Consider the following 16,088-nt stretch of genomic DNA (forward strand, 5'->3'; position numbering starts at 1 on the left):
GGCGATCATGTCGAACAAGAACGAAGCCCTCCTGCGCCGCAAGGCGCGGGTCCGTCGGGCCCTCCGAGCCTCCGCCAACGGCCGTCCGCGGCTGTCGGTGTTCCGCTCGTCCAAGCAGATCTACGTCCAGGTCATCGACGATGCCGCGGGCCGCACGCTCGCTGCCGCGTCCAGCCTCGACAAGGATCTCAAGGCCAGCCTCAAGACCGGTGCCGACAAGGCGGCGGCCGAGGCGGTCGGCAAGCTCGTCGCCGAGCGCGCCAAGGCTGCGGGCGTCACCAAGGTCGTCTTCGACCGCTCGGGCTACATCTTCCACGGCCGCGTCAAGGCTCTCGCCGACGCCGCCCGTGAGGGTGGCCTGGACTTCTAAGACGCCGCGTTCCCTCCCCTTCGTGGGGAGGGGACCATCGAGCGAGCGGGTCTTTGCGGCCCGCGTCAGTGAGATAACAGGAATCAGATATGGCACGTGAACGCGAAGGTCGTCGCCGCGACGACCGCGAGGAGCGCGACAGCGAATTCGTGGACAAGCTCGTCCACATCAACCGCGTCGCCAAGGTGGTGAAGGGTGGCCGTCGCTTCGGCTTCGCGGCGCTCGTCGTCGTCGGCGACCAGAAGGGCCGCGTCGGCTTCGGCCACGGCAAGGCCCGTGAGGTGCCGGAGGCGATCCGCAAGGCGACGGAAGCCGCCAAGCGCGGTCTGATCCGCGTGTCGCTCCGCGAGGGCCGCACCCTGCACCACGACGTCAACGGTCGTCACGGCGCCGGCAAGGTGATCCTCCGCGCGGCGCCGCAGGGTACCGGCATCATCGCCGGCGGCCCGATGCGCGCCGTGTTCGAGACGCTCGGCATGCAGGACGTCGTCGCCAAGTCGCTCGGCTCGTCCAACCCCTACAACCTCGTGCGCGCCACCTTCGACGCGCTCAAGAACGAGGACAGCCCGCGCTCGGTCGCGGCCCGTCGCGGTCTCAAGGTGTCGGCCCTCCAGGCCCGTCGCCGTGACGCCGACCCGGCCGACACCTCCGAAGCGGCCGTCGCCTAAGGGAGGGCAGCATGGCTAACAAGACTGTCCGCATCGAGCAGATCGGTTCGCCGATCCGCCGCGAGGCCTCCCAGCGTGCGACGCTGATCGGCCTCAAGCTGAACAAGCTGCACCGCGTCTCCGAGTTGGAGGACACTCCCTCGGTCCGCGGGATGATCCGCAAGGTCGCGCACCTCGTGCGCGTCCTCGATGACGCCGCGGCGTGAGGAGGGCTTACCCATGAAGCTCAACGAGATCCGCGACAACGAAGGCGCGACCAAGAACCGGATGCGCGTCGGCCGGGGCATCGGCTCCGGCAAGGGCAAGACCGGTGGCCGCGGCGTGAAGGGTCAGAAGGCCCGCACCGGCGTGTCCATCAAGGGCTTCGAGGGCGGTCAGATGCCGCTGCATCGTCGCCTGCCGAAGCGCGGCTTCAACAACATCCACGCTCACGACCTGAACGAGGTGAACCTCGGTCGCGTCCAGGCGGCGGTGGATGCCGGCAAGCTCGACGCCAACGCCCCCGTGACCGTCGATGCGCTGGTGAAGGCCGGCCTCATCGGCCGGGCCCGTGACGGCGTGAAGCTGCTCGGCGTCGGCGAACTGACCGCGAAGCTCAGCTTCGAGGTCACCCGCGCCTCCAAGTCGGCCATCGAGGCCGTCGAGAAGGCCGGTGGCTCGGTGACCACGACCTTCGCCGCCGGCGTCGCCCATCGCGGCGCGTCGGAAGGCGCGGTTGCGTCGGCCTGACACCACGATTAAGTCGAACGCCGAAGCGGCGGCCCGTGCTCGCACGCGGCCGCCGTTTCCGCTTTCAGGGACCGCTTGACGGGTCCCGACGGCATTTTCCGGGATACGAGACATGGCCTCAGCCGCCGAGCAGCTTGCCGCCAACCTGAATTTCGGCGCCATCGCCAAGGCCGACGAGCTCAAGAAGCGCATCTGGTTCACCCTGGGCGCGCTCATCGTGTTCCGGCTGGGCACCTACATCCCGATTCCGGGCATCGACCCGGAGCAGTTCGCGCGCAACTTCCAGAATCAGGCCGGCGGCGTGCTCGGCATGTTCAACATGTTCTCCGGCGGTGCCGTCGAGCGCATGGCGGTCTTCGCGCTCAACATCATGCCCTACATCTCGGCCTCGATCATCGTTCAGCTGCTCACCTCGGTGGTACCGAGCCTCGAGGCGCTGAAGAAGGAGGGTGAATCGGGCCGCAAGGTCATCAACCAGTACACCCGCTACCTCACGGTGGTGCTGGCGCTGGTCCAATCCTGGGGCATCGCCTTCGGTCTGCAAGGCTCGAACGCGGTCATCACCCCGGGGCCATTCTTCATTCTCTCCACCGTCGTGACGCTGACCGGCGGCACGCTGTTCCTGATGTGGATCGGCGAGCAGATCACCTCGCGCGGTATCGGCAACGGCTCCTCGCTGATCATCTTTGCGGGCATCGTCGCCCACCTGCCGGCCTCGATCTTCGGGGCGCTCGAACTCACCCGCACCGGCGCGCTCTCGCCGGCCATCCTGCTCGGCGCCGGCATCGCGGCGGTCGCGCTGATCTACTTCATCGTCTTCATGGAGCGCGCCCAGCGCCGCCTCCTGATCAACTACCCCAAGCGTCAGGTCGGCAACCGCATGTACGAGGGCCAGTCCTCGTTCCTGCCGCTCAAGCTCAACACCTCGGGCGTGATCCCGCCGATCTTCGCCTCCTCGCTGCTGCTGCTGCCGACCACGGTGGCGAGCTTCTCGGCCAACCAGGGCTCGACCGGTATCCTCGGGACGCTCACGGCCTATCTCGGCCACGGCCGGCCGCTCTACATGCTGGCCTATGCCGGCCTGATCATCTTCTTCACGTTCTTCTACACGGCGATCGTCTTCAATCCGCAGGAGACCGCCGACAACCTGAAGAAGCAGGGCGGCTTCATTCCCGGCATCCGGCCCGGCGAGCGTACCGCCGCCTTCATCGACAAGGTGCTGACCCGCATCACCGTGATCGGTGCGGCCTACCTCACCTTCGTCTGCCTGGTGCCGGAAATCGTCGCCTCCTACACCTCGGCGGCGCTCGGCTTCGGCGGCACCTCGCTGCTGATCGTGGTCTCGGTCACCATGGATACGGTGGCGCAGATCCACGGGCACCTGATGGCGCACCAGTACGAGGGCCTCGTGAAGAAGGCCAAGCTGCGCGGCGCCTCGACCACCCGACGCCGCTGACAGTTCCGCCAACAGAGCGGCCTTCGACGAAGGTTCGGTGGACGCGCGCAGGGGAATTGCGCATCAAGGCGATGTGACGACGGTGCGACCCGTGAAGGCAGGTGCGCCGCCCATGAAGAACGAGCCCGGCGCCGGGCCTTAAGGACGGGGAGACGCTATGCGGATCATTCTGCTCGGACCGCCGGGAGCAGGTAAGGGCACACAGTCCGAGCGTATCGTGGAGCGCTATCGCGTCCCGCAATTGTCGACGGGCGACATGCTGCGCGCGGCGGTGGCCGCCGAGACGCCGGTAGGGCTCGAGGCGAAGTCGATCATGGAGAGCGGCGGCCTCGTGCCGGACGCGGTCGTGGTCGGCATCGTCGCCGACCGCATCGAGGAGGCGGATGCCAAGAACGGCTTCATCCTCGACGGCTTCCCGCGAACGGTCGAGCAGGCCAAGGCCCTCGATGCCATGCTGGCGGAGAAGGGCATCGCCCTCGACGCGGTGGTAGAGTTCGTCGTGGACGAGAACGCCCTCGTTGGCCGCATCGCCCGGCGCGCCGAGGAGACCGCCGCCCGCGGCCAGCCGGTGCGCAAGGACGACACGCCGGAGGTCTTCAAGACCCGCCTCGACGCCTACAAGCGGCAGACCGCGCCGCTCTCGGACTACTACGCCGGCACCGGCCTGCTGCGGAAGATCGACGGCATGAAGCCGATCAACGACGTGACCGGAGACGTGACCGGGCTGCTTGACGGCTTCCGCGAGACGGCGACGTCCTGAACCGTTGCACTGGACGACGATGGTCGAGCCCGCTCCCGTTCCGAGGGGCGGGCTTTTTCATGTGATGCCCTGGGCTGCCGCCTGCCACGCGCACATCGGTTTGCAAAGCGTTGACAAGTCGGCGGGGTCGCGCTAGGCGGACCCCCTTCGTCCAAGCGGGATGTGGTTCGGGGCACCTCTGAGAGGCTGCTTGCGGACCGATTTGTCGTTTCGGGCGGGCGCGCAGGGGCCGGCCTCCACCGGACGCGCGCTTATCCTTGTGTGATGGCGGGCCAGTGTCCCGCCCCATGGAGAGAACATCTTGGCCCGTATCGCAGGCGTCAACATCCCGACCGCCAAGCGCGTCGTCATCGCGCTTCAGTACATTCACGGCATCGGCGCGAAGAAGGCCGAGGAGATCACGCAGAAGGTCGGCATCCCGGCCGAGCGCCGCGTGAACCAGCTCACCGACGCCGAGGTGCTCCAGATCCGCGAGACCATCGACCGCGACTACATCGTCGAGGGCGATCTGCGCCGCGAAGTCTCGATGAACATCAAGCGCTTGATGGATCTCGGCTGCTATCGCGGTCTGCGTCACCGCAAGCAGCTCCCGGTCCGCGGCCAGCGCACCCACACCAATGCCCGCACCCGCAAGGGCAAGTCGAAGCCGATCGCCGGCAAGAAGAAATAATCTGGCATTGGGCGGCCGTGCTTCGCTCGGCCGTCTTTCCGTCGCGTCGAGTTTTCCTCGACGTCGGCAATCGGTCGGGACGGATCTGCACGCCAGCCGCGCCCGAGTGACAAAAGAATCCCGAGCGCCTGGAAATACGGGCGTGATTGAAGGACCAGCGAGAACAAGATGGCTAAGGAACCGACCCGCGTCCGCCGCCGCGAACGCAAGAACATCGTCTCCGGCGTGGCGCATGTGAACGCCTCGTTCAACAACACGATGATCACCATCACCGACGCGCAGGGCAACACGATCTCGTGGTCGTCCGCCGGCGCCATGGGCTTCAAGGGCTCGCGCAAGTCGACCCCGTACGCCGCGCAGGTCGCCGCCGAGGATGCCGGCCGCAAGGCTGCCGAGCACGGCATGCGCACTCTCGAGGTCGAGGTCTCGGGCCCCGGATCGGGCCGTGAGTCGGCGCTGCGCGCGCTTCAGGCCGCGGGCTTCACTGTGACCTCGATCCGCGACGTCACCTCGATCCCGCATAACGGCTGCCGGCCGCGCAAGCGTCGCCGCGTCTGATCTGACGGACCCGGAGCCCCCTCGAACGGAGAAGCCCATGGCGGACGGATCGAAGCCCCTCCCCGGCGCGCTGCGTTGGAACCTCGGCGACCTCACGGTCACCGCGCTCAATGATGGCTGGTTTCAGGGCTCCCTCGATCTCGTCACGGGCATCTCCAAGGAGGAGGCCGGCGCGCTCCAGCGCGGGGGCTTCCGTTCCGAGGCTCCGGTCGTCACGCTCAACGCCTTCCTCGTCACGGGCACCGGCCGCAAGCCGGTGCTAATCGACTCGGGCTACGGCCATTTCGGTCCTGCCACGATGGGCCGGGTGCCCGCGGCCCTCGCGCTCACCGGCGTCAAGCCGGAGGAGATCGAGACTGTGCTCCTCACCCACCTGCATCCCGACCATGCGGGCGGGCTGGTGAACGAGGACGGCAGCGCGGCCTATCCGAACGCGGAACTCGTGGTCCATGCCACGGAGGCCGCGCATTGGCTCCCGGACGAGGCACTCTCGCGGGCGCCGGATGAGGCGAAGCCGTATTTCGAGAACGCTCGCAAGGCGGTCTCGCCCTACGCTGCCCGACTGCGCAAGCACGAGGGCGGCGAGCTGGTGCCCGGCATCACCGCCGTGCCGCTGCCCGGCCACACACCGGGCCATTGCGGCATGCGGATTGTATCGGGGGACAAGTCCCTGCTGATGTGGACGGATGTCGTGCATATGCCGGCGATCCAGTTCAAGCAGCCGGAGGCGGGCGTCGCCTTCGACGTCGACGGGGATCAGGCGCGCGCCACCCGCAAGCGCGTGCTCGACGAAGTGGCGAGCGAGAAGACCTTCATCGCCGGCTCGCATCTTGAGTTCCCGGCGCTCGGATACGTCGCGCGCGATGGCGCCGGCTACAGTTTCGTCCCCGCCCTCTGGGTGGCCGGCGAAGAGCACTGATTTTGGGGACCGGTCCGGACGCTCTTCGAGCGCTCAAGGGCCGGCCGAAGCGCTTTCCGGGACGCCGGCGGCGCGGGTTTGGCAAGAGGTAGGATCGTGGTCATTCAGAAGAACTGGCAAGAGCTCATCAAGCCGAACAAGCTGCAGGTCTCCGCTGGCGACGATCCCAAGCGGGTCGCCACCGTGGTCGCCGAGCCGCTGGAGCGCGGCTTCGGCACGACGCTCGGCAACTCGCTTCGCCGCGTGCTGCTCTCCTCGCTTCAGGGTGCCGCGGTCACCTCGGTGCAGATCGACGGCGTGCTGCACGAGTTCTCGTCGATCCCCGGCGTGCGTGAGGACGTGACCGACATCGTCCTCAACATCAAGACCATCGCCATCCGCTCGCAGACCGACCAGCCCAAGCGCATGACCCTGCGCAAGACGGGCCCCGGCCTCGTCACCGCGGGTGACATCGGTGCCGTCGGCGACATCCAGATCCTGAACCCCGACCTCGTGATCTGCACCCTGGACGACGGGGCCGAGATCCGCATGGAGTTCACCGTCGCCACCGGCAAGGGCTACGTCCCGGCCGAGCGCAACCGCCCCGAGGACGCGCCGATCGGCCTGATCCCGGTCGATGCGCTCTACTCCCCGGTGACCAAGGTCAGCTACCGCGTCGAGACCACCCGCGAGGGCCAGGATCTCGACAAGGACAAGCTGACCATGACGGTCGAGACCAACGGCGCCGTGTCGCCGGAGGATGCGCTGGCTTATGCCGCCCGCATCATCCAGGACCAGCTCCAGGTGTTCGTGAACTTCGAGGAGCCCCGCAAGGAAGAGGCCGCGCCGCTCGCGCCGCAGCTCCCCTTCAACCCGGCCCTGCTCAAGAAGGTGGACGAGCTGGAGCTGTCGGTCCGTTCGGCGAACTGCCTGAAGAACGACAACATCGTCTATATCGGCGACTTGATCCAGAAGTCGGAGGGCGAGATGCTGCGCACCCCGAACTTCGGCCGCAAGTCGCTCAACGAGATCAAGGAAGTGCTCGCCGGCATGGGCCTGCACCTCGGCATGGACGTTCCCGGCTGGCCGCCGGAGAACATCGAGGATCTCGCCAAGCGCTTCGAAGAGCACTACTGAGGCGGAGCAGCCGCCGCTGGCCTGATTGGCCGGCGTTGCACGGCGTCGTCTAATCGGTCGATCCGAGCCGGCGTAATGCGTCGGCTCGACCTCCCGCCCCAGCGAAGCCGGGGCGGGCATTCCCAGAAGAATCCCGCCGCGGGGTGAAGCGGATTTCGTGAAAACGGCCTCAGGGCACTCGGCCGTACCGTGGCACGGCGGCCGTGACTGACAAGGACCAGCCACCATGCGTCACTCCTATCGCGGCCGCCGCTTCAACCGCACAGCCGAGCACCGCAAGGCGATGTTCGCCAACATGTCCGCCGCGCTGATCAAGCACGAGCAGATCGTCACCACCCTGCCGAAGGCCAAGGATCTGCGTCCGGTCGTCGAGAAGCTGATCTCGCTCGGCCGCACCGACAGCGTCCATGCCCGCCGCCTCGCCATGGCCCAGATCCGCGACGCGGACATGGTCAAGAAGCTCTTCACGGTTCTCGGCCCGCGCTACCAGTCGCGTCCGGGCGGCTACTGCCGCATCATGAAGGCCGGCTTCCGTTACGGCGACAACGCGCCGATGGCCGTCATCGAGTTCGTGGACCGCGATGTCGATGCTCGCGGGAAAGATTCCGGCCCGACTGCGGTCGAGACGGCCGAAGCTGCCTGAATCCGCCTGCTGCCGCAGCATAGGGCGGAACAGGTGACAATGTGATCGGTGCGAAAGGCGGCCCTACGGCCGCCTTTTTGCGTGTTCGCTCAAGAGAGGTAAGAACGAACATCCGAACCGGCGGTGGAGAACGCGCCGGGACACGGGCACTGGGACAATTGTGCATATGCCCCGCTGTCTCGCATCCGTTATCGTCAACGGGCGCGGCAGGGTTGAAGATCACTGGCGGAGCGCCTCCTTTTCGGCGTGGCCGGCCGGAAGGCATCGTCGAACGGCAGGATGTGAACCGTGAATGCTCCCAATGAGAGCGCAGAGGTGCTGAGGGATCCGCTGCTCCTAGACAACCAGCTCTGCTACGCGCTTTACGCCGCCGCTCACCGGATGACGAAATCCTACCGGCCGATGCTGGAGCGGATGGGGCTGACTTATCCGCAATACCTCGTTCTGCTCGTGCTCTGGGAGACCGACGGGATCACCGTGTCCGAGATCGGCCGGCGCCTGCGCCTGGATTCCGGTACGCTCACGCCCGTGCTCAAGCGGCTCGAGACGAGCGGCCTCTTGAACCGCAGCCGCCGTCAATCCGACGAGCGGGAGGTCGAGATCGCCTTGACCGATCAGGGCCGGGCGCTGCGCTCGGAGGCCGTGGCCGTCCGCCAGTCCGTCATGTGCCAGCTCAACATGTCGGAGCCCGAGATCCAGGCGATGCGCGCCGACCTGAACGCCCTCATCGAGAATCTATCGATCGCGAACTGATTGCCGAAAGGCTGCGCGAACCCGGTCGCTTTGCCGGTTAAATTTCAGTTGAGCTGCAGCCCCCGCTTCCGTTAGGGACCCATGTCGCTCGAGGTCTGGAGCGGCGGCAGCTCCGATTGCGACGACGTGCCTTCCCGTCATCAATCCTTCAAGGAAGTTTGGCCTTGTCTCCCCTCGCGCGGGGCAGACCCGGCGGCAATCGCTGAGCGCGAACTGCGCCGGCCGCAGGGCGTTTCAGATTGATGACGGCGGGCCCGATCGAGAGCAGCCGCGAAGCGCGGCCCCAGGTCGGCGTGCTGCCGATGCGCCGGACGCCCGAGGGCGGAACGGAAATCCTGCTCGTCACCTCCCGCGAGACGCGGCGCTGGATCATCCCGAAGGGCTGGCCGATGAAGGGGCGCAAGCCCTTCGAGGCCGCCGCCCGCGAGGCCTATGAAGAGGCCGGCATCGTCGGCCGCGTCGGAAAGCGCCCGATTGGCTTCTACCTCTATGAGAAGCGCCTGAAGAACCGTGACGCGGTGCTCTGCCAAGTGACGGTGTTCCCGCTCGACGTGCGCAAGCAGCTCAAGAAGTTTCCTGAGCGGGGCCAGCGAGAGGCCCGCTGGTTCTCACCGTCAGAGGCCGCCGAGATGGTCATCGAGGCGGGCCTCGCCGGCCTGATCCGCGCTGCAGGCAACCGCGATCCGAAGAAGAAGCGCTGAGGCGCTCATCAGGTCCGTGGATCGATTCCCAGCGGCCTGCATCACCAGACAGGGCTTTCGGCCTTCGGCCTCTCCAGACGGAGCGGAGCGACGTAGCCTTCGGTTGGCGGCATCTCAGACGGCTTGTTGTAGGGGGTCGGTTCGAGCGGGCTCTCGATGCGCACGGTGTGTGCGACCCCGACCGCAGCCGTAGCGATCAGATTGAGAGTTAGAAAGCCGAAGCTGACGAACCTCGGAGCATTCCAGCCGTGCAACACCGCAGCGCCGGCAGCTCCGACCGCAACGAACCCAACGACTTGGTACACCTCCTCATCACCTCTACCTGCGCGCGCTCAAACGGCACGCAAGTAACATATAGTGTGTCTTTTCAGCCGCAAGCGCAACGCGGCACACCGATACCTCGGCTGATCCAGGCCAAGGTTCAGGACGACTCCCACTGAGTGACCGGCTTTTCGCACCATCCCCTATGGTCGCAGGTGGATCATGGGATCTACGGGCCGCCGCGGTCCTTGCACGACCCGGATCGCATCCTAGGACCAAGCCTCTGCAGGTCCTCACCACAGTCATCGAAGAGCGGCGCCTCCTTGCCGGCTCGCCTGGACGGCCCTGAGGCGAGGCCGACGATCCGCCGGCCGATGCGATTGCACCTGACGCCTGCTTTGCCGAGGACGGCCAAGGCTGCAGCTGCCATGATCCGATCGTTTGAGACCGCGGCCGTGGTGGGCCGCGCGAGACACCGGACCCTTTCCTCGCTGAACGCCGCGCTGCCGCCTTCGGATCGGGTGACGAGGGCCTCAGCCGCCTCGCCACGAAGGCGAGGGCCTTGCCGCATAGGGTAACGAGCCGACGATGCCAGGGCACGTCCGCATTCGGGATCTCTACCGCTTCGTTCACACGCCCCCACGTGAGGCCGGCTCTCCCCCGATTTCCTTCGGACCGTTGATAACGAGAATGAACAGCCCGTCTGCGTCGTCGCGCAGCCGGTCCATCTCGTTGAGTAGACGGTTCAGGAGAATCTCGATCCTGGGGCTGTTCATGCCCTCTCGCGAGCGACCGACCAGATCGACAACCTCCTCCACCACGATGCAGAGCTGGAGGCGCTGGGTGAGCAGCATGTAGCGATCGAAGTTTGCGACCTCCTCCGCCGTGAAGGCCCCTTCGATGCCGTCGGGGATCGAACCGCGAAACGTCGGCCCACAAGAATAATGGCGGGACGACGGGCGTTCAGCAACTCGAGCATTCAAACGGAAACGGGCGCGGAGCTTTCGCTCCACGCCCGCTTTACAATTCGTGCTCCGAGAAGCTTCAGGCCGCCGTGCCGGCTGCCCCGGCCGCCGCCGCTTGATCCTCGACCAGCTTCCAGGTCTTGGTCTTGGAGTAGGGACGGGACTCCTCGATGAACACCGTTTGGCCGACCTTGGCCGTGTTGGCCTCGTCGTGCGCATGGTAGTTCTTCGAGCGGCGAACCGTCTTCTTCATCACCGGGTGGGTGAAGCGACGCTCCACCTTCACGACGATGGTCTTATCGGTCTTGTCGCTGACGACGACGCCTTGAAGGACGCGCTTGGGCATGTGGAATCTCCTCAGGCCTTGGCCGCGTCCAGCGTCTTCTGACGCTGCAGCGTGCGGACACGGGCGATGTCGCGGCGGACCTCACGGACCCGGGCGACGTTCTCGAGCTGGCCCGTCGCGCCCTGGAAGCGCAGGTTGAACTGCTCCTTCTTCAGGCTGATGAGCTCGTCGGAAAGCTGATCCGCCGACAGAGCGCGCAGATCAGACAGTCTCTGGTCGGACTTCATGATCTCTTCCTATCAATCAGCGATGCGCTGGATGACGCGGGTGCGCACCGGCAGCTTCGCAGCACCGAGGCGCAGGGCCTCGCGGGCGATGTCCTCGGCAACGCCATCGACCTCGAACATGATGCGGCCGGGATGGACCCGGGCCGCCCAGTATTCGGGGGCACCCTTACCGGAGCCCATGCGGACTTCGGTGGGCTTGGCGGTGACGGGAAGATCCGGGAACACCCGGATCCACACCCGGCCCTGACGCTTCATCTCGCGGGTGATCGCGCGGCGAGCCGCCTCGATCTGACGCGCGGTGATGCGCTCGGGCTCCAGGCACTTGAGGCCGAACTGGCCGAAGTTCAGCTCAAAGCCGCCCTTGGCCGCGCCATGGATGCGTCCCTTGAACTGCTTACGAAACTTGGTCTTCTTGGGTTGCAGCATGGCAGCCTCTCATCATTCTCCAGATGGCTCGCGATTACGCGTTGGCGTGATCGCGGCGGCCACGGCCACCACGGTCGTCGCCGTCCCGCTCGCGGCGCCCGCCGGAACGGCCGCCCTCTTCCTGCGCCTTCTTATCCTGAGCCATGGGATCGTGCTCGAGGATCTCGCCCTTGAACACCCACACCTTGATGCCGCAGGTGCCGTAGGTGGTGAAGGCGGTGGCTGTGCCGTAATCGACGTCCGCGCGCAGGGTATGCAGCGGAACGCGGCCCTCACGGTACCACTCGGTGCGGGCGATCTCGGCGCCGCCCAGACGGCCGGCGCAGTTGATGCGGATGCCCTCGGCGCCCAGGCGCATGGCCGACTGCACGGCGCGCTTCATGGCGCGACGGAAGGCGACCCGGCGCTCGAGCTGCTGCGCGATGGACTCGGCGACCAGCGTCGCGTCGACCTCGGGCTTGCGCACCTCGACGATGTTGATCGTCACATCGGCCTTGGTCATCGTGCCGACGAGCTTGCGCAGCTTCTCGATGTCCGCGCCCTTCTTGCCGATCACCACACCCGGACGGCCCGAATGGATGGTGACGCGGCACTTCCGGTGCGGACGCTCGATGACGATCTTCGAGACGGCGGCCTGCTTGAGCTGCTTCATGAGGGCGGCGCGGATGGCCACGTCCTCGTGCATCAGCTTGGCGTACTCGCCCTTCTCGGCGAACCAGCGGGAATCCCAGGTCCGGTTGATGCCGAGACGCAGGCCGATCGGATTGATCTTCTGACCCATGGGTAACTCCTCAGGCCGCTTCAGCGCGCACTTCGCGAACCACGATCGTGAGGTTCGAGAAGGGCTTCAGGATGCGCGCGCCGCGACCGCGGGCACGGGCGTGGAAGCGCTTGAGCACCAGCGCCTTGCCGACGAAGGCCTGGGAGACGACGAGATCGTCCACGTCGAGGTCGTGGTTGTTCTCGGCGTTGGCGATCGCGCTCTCGAGGCACTTCTTCACATCGCGGGCGATGCGCTTGCGGGAGAATTCGAGGTCGGCCAGCGCCGACTCGACCTTCTTGCCGCGGATCAGCGCCGCCACGAGATTGAGCTTCTGGGGCGACACGCGGAGCATCCGCGCGACGGCCTTCGCCTCGTTCTCGGGAAGCGCGCGGGGGGTGGCAGGCTTGCCCATCTCAGCGCCTCTTCGCCTTCTTGTCGGCCGCGTGACCGGGGAAGGTGCGGGTCGGCGAGAACTCGCCGAACTTGTGACCGACCATCTCCTCGGTGACGTAGACCGGGATATGCTTGTGTCCGTTGTGCACACCGAAGGTGATGCCCACGAACTGCGGGAGAATCGTGGAGCGGCGGCTCCAGATCTTGACGACCTCGTTGCGGCTGCCGCCGCGGGCGGCGTCGGCCTTCTTGAGGAGGTAGCCGTCGACGAACGGCCCTTTCCAGAGGGAACGTGCCATGGCTGTTACTTCTTGCGGTTATGGCGGCTGGACAGGATGAAGGTGTCGGTCCGCTTGTTGGACCGGGTCTTCTTCCCCTTGGTGGGCACGCCCCAGGGCGTGACCGGGTTCCGGCCGCCCGAGGTGCGACCCTCGCCACCGCCGTGCGGGTGATCGACCGGGTTCATGGCGACACCGCGGTTGTGCGGGCGCTTGCCGAGCCAGCGGTTGCGGCCGGCCTTACCCAGCGAGATGTTCATGTGATCCGGGTTCGACACCGCACCGACGCTCGCGAAGCACTGGCCATGCACGAGGCGCTGCTCGCCCGAATTCAGACGCAGCGTCACGTAGCCCTGGTCGCGTCCGACGATCTGAGCGTAGTTGCCGGCCGAGCGGGCGATCGCGCCGCCCTTGCCGATCTTCAGCTCGACGTTGTGGACGATGGTGCCCACCGGCATCGAGCCGATCGGACCGGCATTGCCCGGCTTCACGTCGACGCTCTCACCCGCGACCACCTTGTCGCCCGGCGACAGGCGCTGGGGGGCGAGGATGTAGCTCTGCTTCCCGTCGGGGAAGGTGATGAGCGCGATGAAGGCGGTGCGGTTGGGATCGTACTCGATCCGCTCCACCGTCGCGGGAACGTTGAGGTTCTCGCGACGCTTGAAGTCGACGTTGCGCAGGACCCGCTTGTGGCCACCGCCGCGGAAGCGGACGGTGATGCGGCCCAGGTTGTTGCGGCCGCCCGAGGAGCTCTTGCCCTCGGTCAGCGCCTTCACCGGCTTGCCCTTGTAGAGCTCACGGCGGTCGACGAGCACGAGCTGGCGCAGGCTCGGCGTGACCGGTTTGAATGTCTTCAAGGCCATCGGCTTGATCCTAACGCTTCAAGTCTCAGAGGCCGGTCGTGACGTCGATCGAATCACCCTCGGCGAGGGTGACGATCGCCTTCTTCACGTCCGAACGCTGCCCGCGCTGCCCGCGGAAGAACTTCTTCTTGCCCTTGGTCGTGAGCGTGTTCACGCCCGTGACCTTGACGTCGAACAGCTTCTCGACCGCTTCCTTGATCTGCGGCTTGGTGGCCTTCGGGGCAACCCGAAAGACGACCTTGTTCTGCTCGGTGAGGTTGGTCGCCTTCTCCGTGATGACGGGGGAGACGATCACATCGTAGTGGCGCGGATCAGCACTCATTTGAAGCGCTCCTCCAGCGCGTCGACGGCGGCGCGCGTCAGCACGAGCGTGTCGCGGCGCAGAATGTCGTAGACGTTGATGCCCTGGACGGGCAGCACGTCAATCTTCGGGATGGCGCGGGCGGCGCGACCGAAGTTCTCGTCGACCTCCGAGCCACCGATGATCAGCGCGCTCGACAGGCCGAGCTTCTCGAAGCGCTCGACCATCGCCTTGGTCTTGTGGCTGTCGACCTTGATGTCGTCCACGACGATCAGGGTCGAGGTCTTGGCCTTCGACGACAGGGCGTGCTTGAGGGCGAGCGCACGGACCTTCTTGGGAAGGTCGTGGCCGTGGTCGCGCACGACCGGACCGAACGCCCGGCCACCGCCGCGGAACTGCGGGGCGGACGCGGCGCCGTGACGGGCGTTGCCGGTGCCCTTCTGCTTGTACAGCTTCTTCGAGGTGCGATCGACGTCCGAGCGGTTCTTGACCGCGTGGGTGCCGGCGCGCCGCTTGGCGAGCTGGTAGCGCACCATACGCTGCAGGATGTCGGCGCGCGGCTCAAGGCCGAAGATCGCCTCGTTGAGCTCGACCGAGCCGGCGGAGCCGCCGTCGAGCGTGGTGATATCGAGTTTCATCACGCATTCTCCTCGGACGCCGGAGCCTCGGCAGCGCCGTTGGCCGAACCGTTCTCACGGAACTTGCCCGGCAGCGGCACGTCGGCGGGCAGCTTGCGCTTCACCGAGTCGCGAACCTGGATCCATCCGCCGGCAACGCCGGGAACGGCGCCCTCGACGAGGATCAGGCCGCGCTCCGGATCGGTGCGGACGACCTTGAGGTTCTGCGTGGTGACGCGCTCGACACCCAGATGTCCCGGCATCTTCTTGTTCTTGAAGGTCTTGCCCGGATCCTGGCGGCCACCGGTCGAACCGATCGAGCGGTGGGAGATCGACACGCCGTGGGTGGCGCGCAGACCGCCGAAGTTCCAGCGCTTCATACCGCCGGCGAAGCCCTTACCCGTGGTGGTGCCCGTCACGTCGACGAACTGACCCGGGATGAAGTGGTCCGCGGTGATCTCGGCACCGACCGGGATCAGCGCGTCCTCGGACACGCGGAACTCGGCGAGCTTCTTCTTGGGCTCGACCTTGGCGACCGCGAAGCGACCGCGCTCGGCCGCCGACACGTTCTTCACCTTGGCCTTGCCGACGCCGACCTGGAGGGCGACGTAGCCATCCTTCTCGGTCGTGCGGTGTGCCACAACCTGGCACTGATCGATTTGAAGCACGGTGACGGGCACATGCTCGCCTGCGTCCGTGAAGACGCGGGTCATGCCGACCTTCCGTGCGATGACGCCTGAGCGCATAGGTCTCTCCCTCGCGCGATGAAACGGTAAGCTCTAAATCCAGCGCGGACTTAGAGCTTGATCTCCACGTCCACGCCAGCGGCGAGGTCGAGCTTCATCAGCGCGTCCACGGTCTGCGGCGTCGGGTCGACGATATCGAGCACCCGCTTGTGCGTGCGCATCTCGAATTGTTCGCGCGACTTCTTGTCGATGTGCGGCGAGCGGTTCACCGTGAACTTCTCGATATGCGTCGGCAGCGGGATCGGGCCCCGGATCTGCGCGCCGGTACGGCGCGCGGTCGAGACGATCTCCTTGGTGGACGCATCGAGGATGCGGTGATCGAACGCCTTGAGGCGAATGCGGATGTTCTGACCGTTCATGACCTGACCTCGGCGGAAACGTTGGAAGGGCGGGCGCGAGGGCCCGCCCCTCTTACGTCCCCTGTCGATGATGCCTTGCGGTGGCGGTTAGTCGTTGATGGCGGCGACGACGCCGGCACCGACGGTACGGCCGCCCTCGCGGATGGCGAAGCGCAGCTTCTCTTCCATGGCCACCGGCACGATCAGCTCGACGTCCATGG

26 protein-coding genes are annotated in these 16,088 nt (G+C 66.5%); 13 read left to right on the forward strand and 13 right to left on the reverse strand.

Annotation, left to right across the window (positions count from 1 at the left end; genetic code table 11):
* Positions 1-7: 7 nt before the first annotated feature.
* The 13 genes from rplR (at position 8) to MFF24_RS23695 (ending at position 9,343) form a co-directional block, all read left to right on the forward strand.
* Positions 8-370 carry a 50S ribosomal protein L18 gene (gene rplR / locus MFF24_RS23635; protein WP_108940103.1) on the forward strand — a complete coding sequence of 121 codons (363 nt, stop codon included), beginning with the start codon at positions 8-10 and terminating at the stop codon, positions 368-370.
* An 89-nt stretch (positions 371-459) separates the two neighbouring features.
* Positions 460-1,038 carry a 30S ribosomal protein S5 gene (gene rpsE / locus MFF24_RS23640; protein ID WP_012253652.1) on the forward strand — a complete coding sequence of 193 codons (579 nt, stop codon included), beginning with the start codon at positions 460-462 and terminating at the stop codon, positions 1,036-1,038.
* 11 nt (positions 1,039-1,049) lie between these two features.
* Positions 1,050-1,244 (forward strand): 50S ribosomal protein L30, encoded by a 195-nt coding sequence (gene rpmD / locus MFF24_RS23645; protein ID WP_108940102.1) that lies wholly within the window; start codon positions 1,050-1,052, stop codon positions 1,242-1,244.
* 13 nt (positions 1,245-1,257) lie between these two features.
* The gene (gene rplO, locus MFF24_RS23650; protein ID WP_108940101.1) at positions 1,258-1,767 is read left to right on the forward strand and encodes a 50S ribosomal protein L15; all 510 of its coding nucleotides are present in this window, start codon (positions 1,258-1,260) and stop codon (positions 1,765-1,767) included.
* 112 nt (positions 1,768-1,879) lie between these two features.
* On the forward strand, positions 1,880-3,223 hold the full coding sequence (gene secY / locus MFF24_RS23655; RefSeq protein WP_108940100.1) for a preprotein translocase subunit SecY: 1,344 nt from the start codon (positions 1,880-1,882) through the stop codon (positions 3,221-3,223).
* A 157-nt stretch (positions 3,224-3,380) separates the two neighbouring features.
* Entirely contained in the window at positions 3,381-3,983 is a 603-nt protein-coding gene (locus MFF24_RS23660; RefSeq protein ID WP_108940099.1) for an adenylate kinase, read from the forward strand.
* A 301-nt stretch (positions 3,984-4,284) separates the two neighbouring features.
* Positions 4,285-4,653: a 30S ribosomal protein S13 gene (gene rpsM / locus MFF24_RS23665; protein WP_108940098.1), complete on the forward strand. Its 369-nt coding sequence runs from the start codon at positions 4,285-4,287 to the stop codon at positions 4,651-4,653.
* Between the two features lie 168 nt (positions 4,654-4,821).
* Positions 4,822-5,211: a 30S ribosomal protein S11 gene (gene rpsK / locus MFF24_RS23670; RefSeq protein WP_009866710.1), complete on the forward strand. Its 390-nt coding sequence runs from the start codon at positions 4,822-4,824 to the stop codon at positions 5,209-5,211.
* 37 nt (positions 5,212-5,248) lie between these two features.
* Positions 5,249-6,130 carry an MBL fold metallo-hydrolase gene (locus MFF24_RS23675; RefSeq protein WP_238228469.1) on the forward strand — a complete coding sequence of 294 codons (882 nt, stop codon included), beginning with the start codon at positions 5,249-5,251 and terminating at the stop codon, positions 6,128-6,130.
* A 78-nt stretch (positions 6,131-6,208) separates the two neighbouring features.
* Complete coding sequence (locus MFF24_RS23680; protein WP_373322743.1) at positions 6,209-7,246, forward strand: DNA-directed RNA polymerase subunit alpha; 1,038 nt, start codon at positions 6,209-6,211, stop codon at positions 7,244-7,246.
* A 226-nt stretch (positions 7,247-7,472) separates the two neighbouring features.
* Positions 7,473-7,889 carry a 50S ribosomal protein L17 gene (gene rplQ, locus MFF24_RS23685; protein ID WP_238228471.1) on the forward strand — a complete coding sequence of 139 codons (417 nt, stop codon included), beginning with the start codon at positions 7,473-7,475 and terminating at the stop codon, positions 7,887-7,889.
* A 288-nt stretch (positions 7,890-8,177) separates the two neighbouring features.
* A complete protein-coding gene (locus tag MFF24_RS23690; protein ID WP_238228473.1) occupies positions 8,178-8,642 on the forward strand; it encodes a MarR family winged helix-turn-helix transcriptional regulator in 465 nt (154 codons plus the stop codon).
* A 242-nt stretch (positions 8,643-8,884) separates the two neighbouring features.
* Entirely contained in the window at positions 8,885-9,343 is a 459-nt protein-coding gene (locus tag MFF24_RS23695; protein WP_166059271.1) for an NUDIX hydrolase, read from the forward strand.
* An 890-nt stretch (positions 9,344-10,233) separates the two neighbouring features.
* On the opposite strand, the gene MFF24_RS23700 is transcribed toward MFF24_RS23695, so the two are convergent.
* From MFF24_RS23700 to MFF24_RS23760, 13 genes are all read right to left on the reverse strand, one after another.
* The gene (locus MFF24_RS23700; RefSeq protein ID WP_238228490.1) at positions 10,234-10,617 is read right to left on the reverse strand and encodes a P-loop NTPase family protein; all 384 of its coding nucleotides are present in this window, start codon (positions 10,615-10,617) and stop codon (positions 10,234-10,236) included.
* 31 nt (positions 10,618-10,648) lie between these two features.
* The gene (gene rpsQ, locus MFF24_RS23705) at positions 10,649-10,915 is read right to left on the reverse strand and encodes a 30S ribosomal protein S17 (RefSeq protein WP_238228491.1); all 267 of its coding nucleotides are present in this window, start codon (positions 10,913-10,915) and stop codon (positions 10,649-10,651) included.
* Positions 10,916-10,926: 11 nt separating this feature from the next.
* The gene (gene rpmC / locus MFF24_RS23710) at positions 10,927-11,142 is read right to left on the reverse strand and encodes a 50S ribosomal protein L29 (protein WP_003597107.1); all 216 of its coding nucleotides are present in this window, start codon (positions 11,140-11,142) and stop codon (positions 10,927-10,929) included.
* Between the two features lie 12 nt (positions 11,143-11,154).
* Positions 11,155-11,568, reverse strand: coding sequence for a 50S ribosomal protein L16 (gene rplP, locus MFF24_RS23715; protein WP_017485512.1), 414 nt, complete (start codon positions 11,566-11,568; stop codon positions 11,155-11,157).
* 34 nt (positions 11,569-11,602) lie between these two features.
* Positions 11,603-12,349, reverse strand: a complete 747-nt coding sequence (rpsC, locus tag MFF24_RS23720) for a 30S ribosomal protein S3 (RefSeq protein WP_017485511.1) — start codon at positions 12,347-12,349, stop codon at positions 11,603-11,605.
* Positions 12,350-12,359: 10 nt separating this feature from the next.
* Positions 12,360-12,743, reverse strand: a complete 384-nt coding sequence (rplV, locus tag MFF24_RS23725; protein WP_108940089.1) for a 50S ribosomal protein L22 — start codon at positions 12,741-12,743, stop codon at positions 12,360-12,362.
* Position 12,744: 1 nt separating this feature from the next.
* Positions 12,745-13,023 carry a 30S ribosomal protein S19 gene (rpsS, locus tag MFF24_RS23730; RefSeq protein ID WP_003597098.1) on the reverse strand — a complete coding sequence of 93 codons (279 nt, stop codon included), beginning with the start codon at positions 13,021-13,023 and terminating at the stop codon, positions 12,745-12,747.
* A 5-nt stretch (positions 13,024-13,028) separates the two neighbouring features.
* A complete protein-coding gene (gene rplB, locus MFF24_RS23735; RefSeq protein WP_012454029.1) occupies positions 13,029-13,865 on the reverse strand; it encodes a 50S ribosomal protein L2 in 837 nt (278 codons plus the stop codon).
* Positions 13,866-13,890: 25 nt separating this feature from the next.
* Positions 13,891-14,187, reverse strand: a complete 297-nt coding sequence (locus MFF24_RS23740; RefSeq protein ID WP_108940088.1) for a 50S ribosomal protein L23 — start codon at positions 14,185-14,187, stop codon at positions 13,891-13,893.
* Positions 14,184-14,804: a 50S ribosomal protein L4 gene (gene rplD, locus MFF24_RS23745; RefSeq protein WP_108940087.1), complete on the reverse strand. Its 621-nt coding sequence runs from the start codon at positions 14,802-14,804 to the stop codon at positions 14,184-14,186. The genes MFF24_RS23740 and rplD overlap by 4 nt, the downstream gene beginning before the upstream one ends.
* Positions 14,804-15,529, reverse strand: coding sequence for a 50S ribosomal protein L3 (gene rplC / locus MFF24_RS23750; RefSeq protein ID WP_108940086.1), 726 nt, complete (start codon positions 15,527-15,529; stop codon positions 14,804-14,806). The genes rplD and rplC overlap by 1 nt, the downstream gene beginning before the upstream one ends.
* Before the next feature lie 50 nt (positions 15,530-15,579).
* A complete protein-coding gene (gene rpsJ / locus MFF24_RS23755) occupies positions 15,580-15,888 on the reverse strand; it encodes a 30S ribosomal protein S10 (protein WP_003597088.1) in 309 nt (102 codons plus the stop codon).
* Between the two features lie 87 nt (positions 15,889-15,975).
* The coding region (locus MFF24_RS23760; protein ID WP_506302402.1) for an EF-Tu C-terminal domain-related protein at positions 15,976-16,088 on the reverse strand (113 nt) is incomplete at its 5' end.

Origin of the sequence: Methylorubrum aminovorans (assembly GCF_022179725.1) — a bacterium.
GTDB classification, from domain to species: Bacteria; Pseudomonadota; Alphaproteobacteria; order Rhizobiales; family Beijerinckiaceae; genus Methylobacterium; species Methylobacterium aminovorans.

Excerpts from the sequence above, each read along its gene's own strand:
- rpsJ (WP_003597088.1), bottom strand. The coding sequence starts at position 15,888 with ATGAACGGTCAGAACATCCGCATTCGCCTCAAGGCGTTCGATCACCGC.
- rplQ (WP_238228471.1), top strand. The coding sequence starts at position 7,473 with ATGCGTCACTCCTATCGCGGCCGCCGCTTCAACCGCACAGCCGAGCAC.
- rpsS (WP_003597098.1), bottom strand. The coding sequence starts at position 13,023 with ATGGCACGTTCCCTCTGGAAAGGGCCGTTCGTCGACGGCTACCTCCTC.
- MFF24_RS23695 (WP_166059271.1), top strand. The coding sequence starts at position 8,885 with ATGACGGCGGGCCCGATCGAGAGCAGCCGCGAAGCGCGGCCCCAGGTC.
- rpsE (WP_012253652.1), top strand. The coding sequence starts at position 460 with ATGGCACGTGAACGCGAAGGTCGTCGCCGCGACGACCGCGAGGAGCGC.
- rpsQ (WP_238228491.1), bottom strand. The coding sequence starts at position 10,915 with ATGCCCAAGCGCGTCCTTCAAGGCGTCGTCGTCAGCGACAAGACCGAT.
- rpmC (WP_003597107.1), bottom strand. The coding sequence starts at position 11,142 with ATGAAGTCCGACCAGAGACTGTCTGATCTGCGCGCTCTGTCGGCGGAT.
- rplC (WP_108940086.1), bottom strand. The coding sequence starts at position 15,529 with ATGCGCTCAGGCGTCATCGCACGGAAGGTCGGCATGACCCGCGTCTTC.
- rplO (WP_108940101.1), top strand. The coding sequence starts at position 1,258 with ATGAAGCTCAACGAGATCCGCGACAACGAAGGCGCGACCAAGAACCGG.
- rpsC (WP_017485511.1), bottom strand. The coding sequence starts at position 12,349 with ATGGGTCAGAAGATCAATCCGATCGGCCTGCGTCTCGGCATCAACCGG.
- rplB (WP_012454029.1), bottom strand. The coding sequence starts at position 13,865 with ATGGCCTTGAAGACATTCAAACCGGTCACGCCGAGCCTGCGCCAGCTC.
- rplV (WP_108940089.1), bottom strand. The coding sequence starts at position 12,743 with ATGGGCAAGCCTGCCACCCCCCGCGCGCTTCCCGAGAACGAGGCGAAG.
- rplP (WP_017485512.1), bottom strand. The coding sequence starts at position 11,568 with ATGCTGCAACCCAAGAAGACCAAGTTTCGTAAGCAGTTCAAGGGACGC.
- MFF24_RS23740 (WP_108940088.1), bottom strand. The coding sequence starts at position 14,187 with ATGAGTGCTGATCCGCGCCACTACGATGTGATCGTCTCCCCCGTCATC.
- rplD (WP_108940087.1), bottom strand. The coding sequence starts at position 14,804 with ATGAAACTCGATATCACCACGCTCGACGGCGGCTCCGCCGGCTCGGTC.
- rplR (WP_108940103.1), top strand. The coding sequence starts at position 8 with ATGTCGAACAAGAACGAAGCCCTCCTGCGCCGCAAGGCGCGGGTCCGT.
- rpsK (WP_009866710.1), top strand. The coding sequence starts at position 4,822 with ATGGCTAAGGAACCGACCCGCGTCCGCCGCCGCGAACGCAAGAACATC.
- rpmD (WP_108940102.1), top strand. The coding sequence starts at position 1,050 with ATGGCTAACAAGACTGTCCGCATCGAGCAGATCGGTTCGCCGATCCGC.
- MFF24_RS23675 (WP_238228469.1), top strand. The coding sequence starts at position 5,249 with ATGGCGGACGGATCGAAGCCCCTCCCCGGCGCGCTGCGTTGGAACCTC.
- MFF24_RS23660 (WP_108940099.1), top strand. The coding sequence starts at position 3,381 with ATGCGGATCATTCTGCTCGGACCGCCGGGAGCAGGTAAGGGCACACAG.
- secY (WP_108940100.1), top strand. The coding sequence starts at position 1,880 with ATGGCCTCAGCCGCCGAGCAGCTTGCCGCCAACCTGAATTTCGGCGCC.